The organism is Rhodococcoides navarretei (assembly GCF_038069675.1).
Taxonomy (GTDB): Bacteria; Actinomycetota; Actinomycetes; order Mycobacteriales; family Mycobacteriaceae; genus Rhodococcoides; species Rhodococcoides navarretei.
In genome coordinates this window covers 808,016-820,493 of sequence record NZ_JBBPCN010000001.1, presented here as the reverse complement: position 1 = coordinate 820,493, position 12,478 = coordinate 808,016, and the positions used below count along the sequence as shown (strand labels likewise).

15 protein-coding genes are annotated in these 12,478 nt (G+C 65.6%); 4 read left to right on the top strand and 11 right to left on the bottom strand.

Translation table 11 applies throughout. The features are described from left to right. Positions 1–35: 35 nt before the first annotated feature. Positions 36–374, bottom strand: coding sequence for a DUF3263 domain-containing protein (locus AABD04_RS04045; protein ID WP_149406568.1), 339 nt, complete (start codon positions 372–374; stop codon positions 36–38). Positions 375–705: 331 nt separating this feature from the next. On the opposite strand from AABD04_RS04045, the gene AABD04_RS04040 reads away from it, so the two are divergent. The 3 genes from AABD04_RS04040 to AABD04_RS04030 are packed head-to-tail and all read left to right on the top strand — an operon-like array spanning position 706 to position 3,088. After that, a complete protein-coding gene (locus AABD04_RS04040) occupies positions 706–1,308 on the top strand; it encodes a peptide deformylase (protein ID WP_243594502.1) in 603 nt (200 codons plus the stop codon). Beyond that, positions 1,305–2,276 carry an N-acetylglutamate synthase, CG3035 family gene (locus AABD04_RS04035; protein ID WP_423228208.1) on the top strand — a complete coding sequence of 324 codons (972 nt, stop codon included), beginning with the start codon at positions 1,305–1,307 and terminating at the stop codon, positions 2,274–2,276. Before AABD04_RS04040 ends, AABD04_RS04035 begins: the two co-directional genes overlap by 4 nt. A gap of 11 nt (positions 2,277–2,287) precedes the next feature. Then, positions 2,288–3,088, top strand: coding sequence for an exodeoxyribonuclease III (locus AABD04_RS04030; protein ID WP_149406565.1), 801 nt, complete (start codon positions 2,288–2,290; stop codon positions 3,086–3,088). On the opposite strand, the gene AABD04_RS04025 is transcribed toward AABD04_RS04030, so the two are convergent. The 3 genes from AABD04_RS04025 to AABD04_RS04015 form a co-directional block, all read right to left on the bottom strand. Beyond that, positions 3,058–3,654 (bottom strand): hypothetical protein, encoded by a 597-nt coding sequence (locus AABD04_RS04025; RefSeq protein ID WP_341440298.1) that lies wholly within the window; start codon positions 3,652–3,654, stop codon positions 3,058–3,060. The two genes, AABD04_RS04030 and AABD04_RS04025, sit on opposite strands and share 31 nt — an antisense overlap. A gap of 86 nt (positions 3,655–3,740) precedes the next feature. Next, positions 3,741–4,094 (bottom strand): GNAT family N-acetyltransferase, encoded by a 354-nt coding sequence (locus tag AABD04_RS04020; protein WP_341440297.1) that lies wholly within the window; start codon positions 4,092–4,094, stop codon positions 3,741–3,743. A 146-nt stretch (positions 4,095–4,240) separates the two neighbouring features. Further along, on the bottom strand, positions 4,241–4,567 hold the full coding sequence (locus AABD04_RS04015; protein ID WP_068048077.1) for a GNAT family N-acetyltransferase: 327 nt from the start codon (positions 4,565–4,567) through the stop codon (positions 4,241–4,243). Between the two features lie 291 nt (positions 4,568–4,858). Between AABD04_RS04015 and thiD the strand changes: the two genes are divergently transcribed. Continuing rightward, on the top strand, positions 4,859–5,713 hold the full coding sequence (gene thiD / locus AABD04_RS04010; protein WP_341440296.1) for a bifunctional hydroxymethylpyrimidine kinase/phosphomethylpyrimidine kinase: 855 nt from the start codon (positions 4,859–4,861) through the stop codon (positions 5,711–5,713). Here the strand turns inward: thiD and AABD04_RS04005 are convergent. The 7 genes from AABD04_RS04005 to thiO form a co-directional block, all read right to left on the bottom strand. After that, positions 5,675–6,496, bottom strand: a complete 822-nt coding sequence (locus AABD04_RS04005; RefSeq protein WP_341440295.1) for an adenylate/guanylate cyclase domain-containing protein — start codon at positions 6,494–6,496, stop codon at positions 5,675–5,677. The genes thiD and AABD04_RS04005 overlap by 39 nt on opposite strands. A gap of 37 nt (positions 6,497–6,533) precedes the next feature. Further along, entirely contained in the window at positions 6,534–7,991 is a 1,458-nt protein-coding gene (locus AABD04_RS04000) for a M20/M25/M40 family metallo-hydrolase (protein WP_341440294.1), read from the bottom strand. A 32-nt stretch (positions 7,992–8,023) separates the two neighbouring features. Then, positions 8,024–8,794 (bottom strand): ABC transporter permease, encoded by a 771-nt coding sequence (locus AABD04_RS03995; RefSeq protein WP_243594509.1) that lies wholly within the window; start codon positions 8,792–8,794, stop codon positions 8,024–8,026. Then, a complete protein-coding gene (locus tag AABD04_RS03990; protein ID WP_341440293.1) occupies positions 8,794–9,756 on the bottom strand; it encodes an ABC transporter ATP-binding protein in 963 nt (320 codons plus the stop codon). The genes AABD04_RS03995 and AABD04_RS03990 overlap by 1 nt, the downstream gene beginning before the upstream one ends. Before the next feature lie 569 nt (positions 9,757–10,325). Then, positions 10,326–11,099 carry a thiazole synthase gene (gene thiG / locus AABD04_RS03985; protein WP_341440292.1) on the bottom strand — a complete coding sequence of 258 codons (774 nt, stop codon included), beginning with the start codon at positions 11,097–11,099 and terminating at the stop codon, positions 10,326–10,328. Then, the gene (gene thiS, locus AABD04_RS03980) at positions 11,071–11,286 is read right to left on the bottom strand and encodes a sulfur carrier protein ThiS (protein WP_037186702.1); all 216 of its coding nucleotides are present in this window, start codon (positions 11,284–11,286) and stop codon (positions 11,071–11,073) included. Before thiS ends, thiG begins: the two co-directional genes overlap by 29 nt. Further along, positions 11,283–12,335 carry a glycine oxidase ThiO gene (gene thiO, locus AABD04_RS03975; protein WP_341442947.1) on the bottom strand — a complete coding sequence of 351 codons (1,053 nt, stop codon included), beginning with the start codon at positions 12,333–12,335 and terminating at the stop codon, positions 11,283–11,285. Before thiO ends, thiS begins: the two co-directional genes overlap by 4 nt. Between the last annotated feature and the right edge of the window lie 143 nt (positions 12,336–12,478).

Below are 12,478 nucleotides of genomic sequence, written 5' to 3'. Positions count from 1 at the left end.
GACGGCCACTCGGAACACGGAACGATGGAACCTACTCAGACGTCGAAACCCAACCGGCGGGCAGCGCGAGCCTTCTGCCGACTCGCACGCAACCGGCGCAAACGCTTGACCAGCATCGGATCCGCGGCGAGCGCCTCGGGACGATCGACCAACGCGTTCAAGATCTGGTAGTAGCGGGTTGCCGACATGGAGAAGAGTTCCTTGATGGCCTCTTCCTTCGCCCCGGCGTACTTCCACCACTGTCGCTCGAAGGACAGGATGTCGTGCTCTCGTCGACTCAGTCCGTCCGCACCGACCTCGTTCGGATCCTGAGAGCCGTCCGAACTTCCCGGTTGCTGAGACTGGTTCGAGTCACGCGCTGCTGCGCTGTCCATCCCACTCCTCGACATCTCGACTCTCCAGGGTCTGCACGATCACCTACCCGGAGAAATCTGCTTCCCCCAGCACTGCCGGCACCCACAGGAGCACCGACCGAATTACACAGTTGTACTTCGAGCATCATTCAACCATGCTCGACGGCTCGAGCACGGCTCCCGCGAGCTACCGGCGCGTGGCGTGTTCCACCCGATGACCCGCATGCACCACGTGTTCGGACCGTTCCGCAGGCTTCACTGCCAGCTCCCTCGGGTCGTTCCGCAGGCTCCACTCTCGACCCCCTCGGGTCGTTCCGCGGGCTCCACTCTCGCCCTACTATCCTTGTCGACCATGGCAATTCTTCCCATCCGGATCGTCGGCGATCCGGTGCTGCACACCGCAACCGCTCCCGTCACCGAGTCACCCGCCGAGCTGGCCGAGCTGATCGCCGACATGTACGAGACATTGGCCGCCGCGAACGGCGTCGGTCTCGCCGCGAATCAGGTCGGCCTGGGCAAGCGTCTGTTCATCTACGACTGCCCCGATCAAGGCGAGGACGGCAAGATCTTCCGTCGCCGCGGCGAGGTCGTCAACCCGGTGCTCGAGACGTCCGAGATTCCGGAGACGATGCCCGATCCGGACGACGACGACGAGGGCTGCCTGTCCGTCCCTGGCGAGCAGCACCCCACCGGCCGCGCCGAGTGGGCCCGCGTGACCGGTACGGACGCCAACGGCGATCCCGTGGACATCGAGGGCCGCGGCTTCTTCGCTCGGATGCTCCAGCACGAGGTGGGTCATCTCGACGGGTTCCTCTACACCGACGTGCTCATCGGGCGACATGCACGGGCCGCGAAGAAGGCCATCAAGCGCGCCGGATGGGGCGTGCCCGGTCTCAGCTGGACGCCCGGAACGGTGGACGACCCGTTCGGCCACGACGACGAGGACGACGACTGACCGTCCCGGTGGGTACGCGGGTGATGCTGCGCTACCGGTTGCCACCCGGCCACACCCACCCGATGACGGACGTGATCGGCGAACTGGTGTCGGCCGACGCCGATGCAGTCTCGGTGCGCGGTAGGGACGGCGTCCTGGTGCAGGTCGCAGCCGAACGAGTCGTGGCGCTGAAACCTCTGGGCCCCAAACCGATCCGCACCTCGGAGATTCGCTCCCTCGAGGCTGCCGCTGCCGATGGTTGGCCGGGCGTCGAGCGGGAGTGGATCGACGGTTGGCAACTGCGGTTCGGTCACGGGTTCACCGGCCGCGCCAACTCGGCGATACCGCTCGAGCCCGGAGCGTCGACGACGGCCGAGACCCTCGCGCAGATCATCGACCGATACGCCGCTCATGGACTCCCCCCGACGCTCTCCCTCCCCGACCGCCTTGGCAGCGCCCCGGCAGGGTGGCGGACGTACAACGAAACTGCCGTCATGGCTGCAGATATCTCGAATCTTGTTCTGCGAGAAGGCGAATTGGCCGTCGACGTGACCGCGCAGCCGACAGAGGAGTGGCTGACTTCCCTGCGCTACCAGGGCCGCGAAGCACCCGAGGGCGCAGCGGAGGTGGCATCCGCAATCCGGGGCGGCACCGTCGGTTTCGGCATGATCGCCGCGCGCTCGTCGTCGGCAGCGGCCGTCGGTCGCGCAGCCGTCACCACCGCCCCGGACGGTCGATGCTGGGTGGGATTGACCTCGCTCTGGGTCTCTCCCGAGCATCGCCGCAACGGCCTCGGCACCCTGATGTGCGGAGAACTGGTGCGCTGGGGACGCGGGCACGGCGCGACGCACGCCTACCTGCAGGTGGCCGTCGACAACACCGAAGCCGTTGCCCTGTACCGGGATCTGGGTTTCGTCGACCATCATCACTATCGCTACGCCCGACCCGAGAACGCGATCGGTCCGAACCCTGTCGGAGGCATTCGATAGGGTTCCTTCCCGTGCGCTTGGCTACTTGGAATGTGAACTCCGTCCGCTCTCGTCAGGATCGAATCGTCGATTGGCTGCAGCGATCCGATGTCGATGTCCTGGCGATGCAGGAAACCAAGTGCAAGGACGCGCAGTTTCCGTACGAGCGGTTCACCGATATCGGGTACGAGGTCGCCCACGTCGGGCTGAGCCAGTGGAACGGCGTCGCGATCGCGTCGCGCGTCGGCCTGGACGACGTGCAGGTCGGCTTCGAGGATCAGCCCGGGTTCAGCAAGGACCCCGAGATCGATCCCGCTCAGGAGGCCCGCGCCATCGGGGCCACGTGCGACGGAGTCCGCGTCTGGAGCCTGTACGTGCCGAACGGTCGCGAACTCGCCGATCCGCACTACACCTACAAGCTCGAGTGGCTCGCCGCGCTGAAGGCCGATGCGCAGGCATGGGTCACCGCCGATCCGCAGGCGCAGATCGCGCTCGTGGGCGACTGGAACATCGCGCCCACCGACGACGACGTCTGGGATCCGGCTTTGTTCGAGGGCAAGACCCACACCTCACAGGCCGAGCGAGACGCCTTCACCGCGTTCGGCGATGCCGGCTTCACCGAGGTGACGCGGCAGTTCACCCCCGAGCCCAGGACGTACACCTACTGGGACTACACGCAGTTGCGGTTCCCGAAGAAGCAGGGTCTGCGCATCGACATGGCACTCACCTCCCCTGCCCTGGCGGCTCGGGTGACCGGAGCGTCGATCGACCGTGAAGAACGCAAGGGCAAGGGCGCGAGCGATCACGCTCCGGTGATCGTGGAGATCGGCTGAGCAGAGTCCACCGACCTGCCCGCCACCGACCTGGCGGCGAGAATCGCCCCGACCGCAATCAACAGTCCGTGCACTATCCGCACGGCCGGCGGCGTGTAGAACTGCGGCAGGAACAGCACGAACCCAGCGGCCAACACCATGGCATAGCGGTTGCGTAGCGCGAACACCACCAGCCCGACGGCGATCAGCACGAGCCCGAGCCCGAACATGACGGACTGCACGAGCGAGTATCGAATAGGGTCGGCCAGCTCGATCAGGCCCGGGTTCGAGGTCTGCGCGGCCTCGACACCGAGCGCATGCAGCGCGAAGGTTTCCGCTCCGTAGTACGGCAGTACCAACCCGACGCCGATCCAGGTGGTCACGACGGCAACATCGGATCGTCGACCCGTGTAGAGGACGAGCAGCCCGAGCGCGATGAAGCCGAGCATGGCGAAGGTATGGGCGAGCACCCAGTTCGAGGATGCGAAGGCGTCGACCCCCGCGCTGCCCACCTCGTCCGAGTAAGGGCGCAGTACGGGATACGCGGCGAACATGACGCCGACGAACAGATACAGGGCTGTACGCATCGGGACACACCACACCTTTCGAGAGCGACGCTCTCTACAGGAAGCAGTATTCACTCGATGGGTCGACAGTGCAAGAGCACCGCTCTCTATTCGACGATCAGATCCAGAAATTCCTCGTGTTGCGCCACATATCGCCGGACGTAGGTGCAGATCGGAACGATGCGCCACTGTCGATCGCGCGCAGTGTTCAGCGACGCCCGCACCAGTACGCCGGCCCACCCGCGGTCGCCGTACTCCTCCTTGACGACGGTATGCATGAGCGCGACAACGGGGCCCACACCGCCGTCGTCACCCTCACCGAAGCGGTACCCGAGAATGCCGACGAGTTCGTCGTCGACGAAGAGGTCGAACCTGTTGTGATCGACGTCGTCCTCGATACGAACGACGGGGCGATCGAGCGGCGCCGTCTCACGCGTCCGCCTGGGGAGAATGTGACTCATGTCACTTATGAGACCAGTGTTGTCCATGCGACGCGAGACGAGTGCATCGATCGTCGCCGAGTCGTGCCCTTAATGTGACCAGCCTTGAAGTGACCAGCCTTGATGGAACCAGCCCTACTCGTGACCGAGCGATGTCGTCGGGGATGTCAGAGCGCGACGAGCATGTCGTTGTACTCCGGATTGGCTGCGGCGAAGCGCTGCACGTAGGTGCAGACCGGCTTGACCTTCCAGCCGTAGGAGCGAGCGCTGTCGAGTGCGCGACGCACCAAAATGCCGGCCAGCCCTTGGTGGCCGAAGTCCTCGGTGACGACCGTGTGCATGAAGGACACGACATGAGTGCGCGTTGCGCGCGTGCCGTTTCCCTCCACCTCGTAGAACCCGACGATCCCGACGAGATCGCCGTTCAATCGGAGTTCGAAACGGTTCTGGTCCTTGTTGATCGAGACATCAGCGCTAGGAGAGCTTGCAAGCATGGGACGCCTCCTTCGCTGTGTGTGGAGTGATGAACGAATGAAATCGATGTGACGTGCACCACTATTAAACATGCGCGCGGTGGCTCTGTCACCTTTTCTACCAACAAACCTTCGGATGCGTAGGTTTGTCCGTCGAACACGACACGAATGCTGGTACGGATCATAAGCGTCCCTGTTCGCCGTTGTGATACAACAACATTCAAGACCGGCCCATGTTTTCTCCACGTTTTCGACAATCCGATCAACCTGCCGAGACCACCGTCCCCCTGCCCGCCGGTACTGTCTTCTCTCGTGAAGTTCCTACCGCTCACGCCCAACGGCGAGACTCCTGTCCGCGCGCTGACCATCGCCGGAACCGACTCCGGCGGCGGTGCCGGAATCCAGGCGGACAGTCGGACGATGGCGCTGCTCGGTGTCCACGCGTGCGTTGCCGTCGCCGCGGTCACGGTCCAGAACACCGTCGGCGTGACGGGCTTCCACGAGATCCCGCCGGATGTCGTCGCAGCGCAGGTTCGCTCGGTGGTGTCCGATATCGGTGTCGGCGCAGCGAAGACCGGAATGCTGGCCTCCACCGCGATCATCGAGGCGGTCACGGCCGTATGCACCGAGGTGGGCATCGGGCGGGATCAGCCGGTCCCTCTGGTGGTCGATCCGGTGTGCGCGTCGATGCACGGCGATCCACTACTGCACGCCGAAGCCCTCGACGCCATCCGCCACACCCTGTTTCCCATCGCCTCGCTGGTGACCCCCAACCTCGACGAGATTCGGCTCATCACCGGCATCGACGTGGTCGACGACTCCACCGCGCGCCGCGCCGCCGAGGCCCTGCACGGGTTGGGCGCGCAGTGGGCCCTGGTCAAGGGCGGTCACCTGAGAACATCCACACACAGCACCGACCTGCTGTTCGACGGCGACACGTTCCTCGAGTTCACCAGCGAGCGCATCGCCACCGGCAACGATCACGGCGGCGGCGACACCCTGGCCGCATCGATCGCCTGCGCGCTGGCACACGGATACTCCATGCCCGACGCGGTGGCGTTCGGCAAGGATTGGGTCACCCGATGCCTTGCCGCGTCCTACGACCTGGGCGCGGGCCACGGCCCGGTGTCACCGCTCTGGCGACTGCACGAGTCGGAGAATGCGTAGGTCGTCTGGTGCGCCCTTGATCTTCGGGGCGAAGAAGCTGCGGCGATAGGGCTTGGAGACCACGCGCAACGCGTCGAGCACCTCCGGTGACACTGCGTCCAGTGCGGCGGCGGAGATCATGATGTTTCCGTTCCCGCCGGTCTGCATCACGCGGGCGGCGACGGTGACGTCGACGCCCAGCCAGTCCGAACCGACCTGACGCGGACTGCCGGTGTGAATACCGACCCGCATCGTCGGGGTGTAGCCGTCGACGTTCACGCCGGTCAGTGCTTCTCGTGCCGCGAACACGGCTTCGACGGCTTTGCCCGAATCGGCGAAGACGGCCATGATGCCGTCGCCCAGTCTCTTGACGACGTGCCCGCCGCGGACCGTGACCTCGGGTTCGACGGCTTTGGAGACCCTGCGGAGCAGCGTCAGGGTGGCGGTGTCCCCCGCGCGGAGCGACCACGACGAGAATCCGACGAGGTCCGTGAAGACGATGGTGACGTCGCGTTCGCCGCGACCTCGCCCTGCGCGTTCGAGAATCGCCTGCCACACCTGCAGAGCCCCGAGTCCCACTTCGCGGGATGCGCCCGGTTCGTCGTCGAGTCCGTTCGCAGCCAGGAATCTGTCTGCGACGCGGGCAACGGCCAGTGCCCGTCCGGGACCGTCGATCGACAGGGGATCACCGAACGTGGGGTCACCGGGTAAGGCGCGACGCACACGCCGAACCGCCCCGACCACCGTGGGCGCTCGGTTGGTGGTGCGGACCCACTTCACCACCGAATCGACGACTGCGTTCACAACATCGAGCGTAACCCACGGTTACACATACTTACCCTCATCCTTCGGCACGTGCGGCCTCGCGCTCGGCTCCGACCGGTACCCCGTTGGGGCCCTCCACCGACTGCGCGTAGACGCCGATTCCGTAGGCCACCGCCGCGCCGTTCTTCGCCAGTGCGGCGCGGTCGACGTTCGCCAAGGTGTCCTGGTCGGTGTGGTAGTTCTCGTCGAACGTCTGATCCGCGGTGCCGCCCCACTTCTCGGCCTGCTCGGCAGTCTTGTTCTCGTCCGCGCCACTGAAGACGCCACCGGCCGGGATTCCGACCTCGATGAACGGGCCGTAATCCGATCGGCCGTCGAAATCGGTTCCGTCGACGGCTACGCCCTCCTCCGCCAGTCGCTCCACGAAGGTCCGCTCGATGGCGTCGGATCCGGCCGGTCCGGCGGGCTCACCCACCTGGTCGGAATCGTCTCCGTCGTACGCGAGGTAGCCGGCGTTGTTGGAGCCGATCATGTCGAAGTTCAAGTACAGCGCGATGTTTCGCTTGTCCTCGTCGGACAGGCCCTCGACGTATTTTGTGGAACCGACGAGACCGTTCTCCTCGGCACCCCAGAACGCGAAGCGCACCGCATTGGTGACCTCGGGTGCGCTACCCATCTGCAGTGCGGTTTCCAGCACTGCCGCTGTGCCGGTGCCGTTGTCGTTGATGCCGGGGCCTTCGGGGACGCTGTCGAGATGCGCGCCGGTGACCACCACGTTCTCGGTCGACCCGGTGGTGGTCTGCGCAATGATGTTGCGGCTCATGGTCGTGTCGGTTTCGGTCACCAGGGTCAGCGTCACCTCGGGTGCGGCGAGAACGGCTGCACCGTCCTCCTGGCTCACGCCGCCGGTCGGAATCTGTGCGGTCTCGGCATCACCGAGCGTCCCCGAATCGAGCGGACCCGGTTCGTTGTTGACGATGATCGCCGCGGCCGCACCCAGTTCTGCTGCGACGGTTTGCTTCACCCCGAACGGGCACACGCCGCGCGGAACCACCGCAACGGCTCCGGCCAGGTCGAGGCCGGCGTAATCGGTTGCCTCACAGCCGTCTGCGTCGGCGGGAGCACCGACGACGCGTGCGGTGATCCCCTCGGCGGTGGTGGTGGGCGAGTAACTGAGTGCGAACACCGGAATCTCGGTGCCCGCCAGTGACAGAGTTTGGGTCTGCGCCTCGAAGGTCTCGAACTCGAATTCCGGGGTGGTGACCTCGAACCCGGCCGATTCGAGTTGTGAGACAACGTAATCGACGCTCGCGTCGTATCCGGCGGTGCCGGCGGCGCGGTTGCCGTCGTGTTCGGCGGCAATGCTCTCGAGCTCTTCCAGGTGGCCAACCAAGGCTTCCTCGGTGACCGCGGCAGACAGGCCCTGCCCGTCGGGTGTCGCGAAAACTCTGGCCGGTTCCTCGTCCGAGGTGGACGAGCAACCGGCCAGAATCAAGACAGTGACGGCGCTACCTGCAAGCAAGGAAATCCGCATAGCGGACACCATACCCAGAGAGGCCTCGCGCGTCAGGCGTCCCGACGATTGACGACCAACACTGCTGCGCCGAAAACCACCGCGGTGAAGACGACGAAGTAGATCAGGCTGCCGATCGGGCCCCAGTGAAAGTCGATTCCGCCGCTGGAGCCGAGGAAGTGGTTGGCATTGAGGAACGGCAGGAACGGCTGGATCTTGTCGCCTACCTTCGGGATGAGGCCGACGACGTTCTCGATGAGCAGCGGCCACAGCAGCAGCACGGCGATGGCACCGGCGGACTGTCGAATGAGCGCACCCACCGCTACTGCCAGCACGATCTGCACGAACGCCAGGATCGCCGCGCCGTAGACGACACGCCACGTGCCGTCCACATCGAAGCCGAGGAGCGCCCCGGCCTCCTCGCCTGCAATCGACTTCGCCAGGAACAGTGCGCCGAACGCCAGGACGAGAGACAGCACCGCGCCGTACACACCGACGATGAGCGCCTTCGCACCGAGGACCGAAGCCCGGTTGGTGACCGATTGGAACGTGGTGCGGATCAGACCGAACCGGTATTCGCTGGTGACGGTCAGTGCCGCCAGGATCATCAGCACCATGATGCCCAGACCGCCCACACCGCTGGCCACGACGTCGTAGGCGGTGGTCGGAGGTAGGCCTTCCGGCGCGTCGGGTCCGATCGCGGTCTTGGCCGCCCAACCCAGGATCGCTCCGAAGCCGAGGCCGAACACCACCACGATCGCGCTGCACCACCACGGTGATTTGGTCGAGGTGAACTTGATTCTTTCCGCTGCCAAGACGCCCATCAGAGTGACCCGCCCATCGCTTGCTGAGTGTTCTGTTCTTCGGCTCCCGCGCCGTGATATTGCACTGTTTCTCCGGTGAGTTTCATGAACGCTTCTTCGAGAGATCCTCGCTGTGAGGCCAACTCGTGCAGTGTGATTCCAGCTCGGCCGGCGATGTCACCGATCGCGTCGGTGGTCGAGTTCAGCACGACCAGCGAGGGCTGAAGTTCATCTGTCTTGTCCGGCTCACGCACGGTGAGACCGGCCGTGGTCAACGCCTGGCGCAGGCCGTCGAGCTGCGGACTGCGGACGCGCACCGATGCTTCGGAGGCGCGATCGATGAATTCCTGCACCGAGGAATCCGAGATCAACTTGCCGCGTCCGATGACGATGAGGTGTTCCGCCGTCTGCGCCATCTCCGAGAGCAGGTGGCTCGAGACCAGCACCGTGCGGCCCTCGGCTGCCAAGCGCTGCATGAACTTTCGGATCCAGACGATGCCCTCGGGGTCGAGGCCGTTGACCGGCTCGTCGAACAGCAGCACCTTGGGGTCACCGAGCAGCGCGCCTGCGAGTCCGAGTCGCTGCGACATGCCGAGCGAGAACCCGCCCGCATTCTTCTTCGCGACCTCCGACAGGCCCACCAGACGCAGCACCTCGTCGACGCGCGACTTCGGAATGCCGTTGGAGGCGGCCATCCACTCGAGATGCGCACGGGCCGAACGATTCGGGTGTACCCACTTGGCGTCGAGCAGAGCGCCGACGGTACGCAGTGGTTGCTTCAGATGGCTGTAGCTCTTGCCCTCGATGGTCGCCGTTCCCGAGGTGGGGCGGTCGAGACCGAGGATCATCCGCATCGTGGTCGACTTGCCTGCGCCGTTGGGGCCCAGGAAGCCGGTCACGATGCCGGGTCGAATGGTGAAGGTGAGGTTGTCGACCGCCGTCACCGCGCCGTATTGCTTGGTCAGTCCTGTCACTTCGATCATGGGTACAACTGTCCCAAATCGAACGCGTCCACACATCGACCTACAGTCGCCTTTTCCATCATCCTTTCGGATGACACACACCCTGAGACAGTTCGGTCACACGGGCGGTACGCGGTCACACGGGCGGTACGCCGCAAATGCGCGCGCGTTTGCCAGATGCGCGCAAAGTCGACACACCAGTTCGCGCGCGTTTCACGAATGCGCGCGCGTTTGCGAGATGCGCAGCACCACAGGCAAGGCAGCTGATCACAGGGGCGGCACGCGGCCATGTGGACGCGGTCACAGGGGCGCGGCCGCAAATGCGCGCGCGTTTGCCAGGTGCGCGCAAAGTCGACACACCAGTTCGCGCGCGTTTCACGAACGCGCGCGCGTTTGCGAGATGCGCAGCACCACAGGCAAGGCAGCTGATCACAGGGGCGGCACGCGGCCATGTGGACGCGGTCACAGGGGCGCGGCCGCAAATGCGCGCGCGTTTGCCAGATGCGCGCAAAGTCGACACACCAGTTCGCGCGCGTTTGACGAATGCGCGCGCGTTTGCCGGATGCGCAGCACCACAGGCAAGGCAGCGGTTACATCGGCGAGCTGGCCTGCGCCCAGAATCGTTTCGGAATTCGGCCGGCGTGCCTGGCCTGATACCCCGCCGCCACCGCGTTCCGCATCGCCGACGCCATCAGCGCCGGGTCCTTCGCGCGGGTCACCGCGGTCGCGAGCAGCACCGCATCGCAGCCGAGTTCCATCGCGAGGGTGGCGTCGCTGGCGGTACCGATTCCGGCGTCCAGGATCACCGGCACCGTTGCGGCGTCGACGATCATCTCGATGTTGTGGGGGTTGGCGATGCCGAGTCCGGTGCCGATGGGTGAGCCGAGCGGCATGACGGCCACGCAGCCGATGTCCTCGAGCCGCTTGGCCAGTACCGGGTCGTCGGTGGTGTACGGCAGCACCTGGAAGCCGTCGTCCACGAGTTGTTCAGCGGCCTTGACCAATTCGATGGCGTCGGGCAGCAGCGTGCGCTCGTCGGCGATCACTTCGAGCTTCACCCAGTCGGTCTCGAGCGCCTCACGTCCGAGTTGCGCGGTGAGCACTGCCTCGGCCGATCCTCGGCATCCCGCAGTGTTCGGCAACGGCGCGATGTTCAACCGGCGCAACAGATCCAATACGCCCGTCCCACCCGCGGCGTCGACGCGGCGCATCGCGACAGTGGTCAGCTCGGTTCCGGACGCAATGAGGGCCTCCTCGAGTACCGCGAGATTGGCGGCTCCCCCGGTGCCGGTGATGAGCCGGGATGTGAAGGTGCGATCGGCGATGGTGAGTGCGCTAGCCACCCTGAACCGCCGTGAGAACATCGATGGTCCAACCCTTTTCGACGCTGGTGGTATCCCAGCGACTCTTGGGCAGCACAGCTCCGTCGACGGCGACGGCGATGCCCTTCTCGGGCAGGCCCAGGAATTCGAGCAGCCGACGCATGGTCATGTCCTCGGTGAGCAGGTGGTCCTCACCGTTGACGGTGATGCCGATGGCAACCTGGGTCATGGTGTCCTTTCGATCTGTGTGAAGCGTTCGGGTGTGGCTGCTTTCGCCTCGGGCAGCGTCTCGCCGGAGATCAGCGCGGCGACGGCGTCGGCGGTGATGGGCGCGAGCAGGATGCCGTTACGACCGTGGCCGGTGGCAACGATCACCCGGGCAGACAGCCTGCCGATCAGCGGCAGTCCGTCCGGGCTCATCGGCCTCAGGCCGGCAGCGGTTTCGTACAGTTCGTACTCGCCGATGCTCGGCATGAGTCGTTCGGCGTCGGCGATGAGGTCTCGTACCCCCGCCACGGTGACCTGGGTGTCCTCACCGGATTCGTATTGTGTTGCGCCGACGACCAATCCGTCGCCGCGCGGTACCAGGTAGATCGCCCGGCCGTGCACGGTTCCACGGATCGTGCGGTGCGGTGGCGGTGCGGCGCTGGGCCTACGACGCAGCCGCAGGATCTCACCCTTCACCGGCCGGACCGGCAGCGTGGGCCACAACGCGGCCGACTGCGATCCGGCGGCCAGGACCACCTGATCGGCGTCGGGCAAGGTCTCTACCGAACAACCGGAAAACTCCACTCCGGCGTCGAGACACGCCTGCTCGAGCGCGGCGACCAACGCCCGATTGTCGACGGACAGCTCGGTCGGGGCCAGCAGGCCGAGTCGAATGTTCTGTGCCAGTGCAGGTTCGAGCTCACGCAGCTGCGCACGTCCCAGAATCTCGAGTTCGTGCCCCTGTTCGCCCACCCACTCGGCGATGGTTCGTAGATCGGCCGCATCGGCCGAGTCGAGGGCAACCGTCACCGATCCGGTGGCGGAGAACACCGAGGGGCCGGGGAGGCGTCGGGCAAAGTCGGGCCACCGCGCCAACGACGCAGCACCGAGATGCAGCAGTTCGTGTTCGCCCGGCCAGCCTTCGGACAGCGGTGCCAACATGCCGCCCGCGACCCAGGATGCGCCCCTGCCGAGTGCAGGATCGTGCACCACCACCCGGTGGCCGTCCTTCGACAGTCGTAGCGCCGTCGACAGCCCGATGACGCCTCCGCCGATAACGACGATATGCACGCGATTCACGTCCTCACTCCCTGCGCCCGCATGATCGGGTTCAGGTATTGACGGTAAGGGCGGCGAACCCACTCTCAGCCCCACGATCCTCGGGACTCCCGCGATTTCTCGGCCACTCCGTCGTCGGTGGCGGCCACCATGAG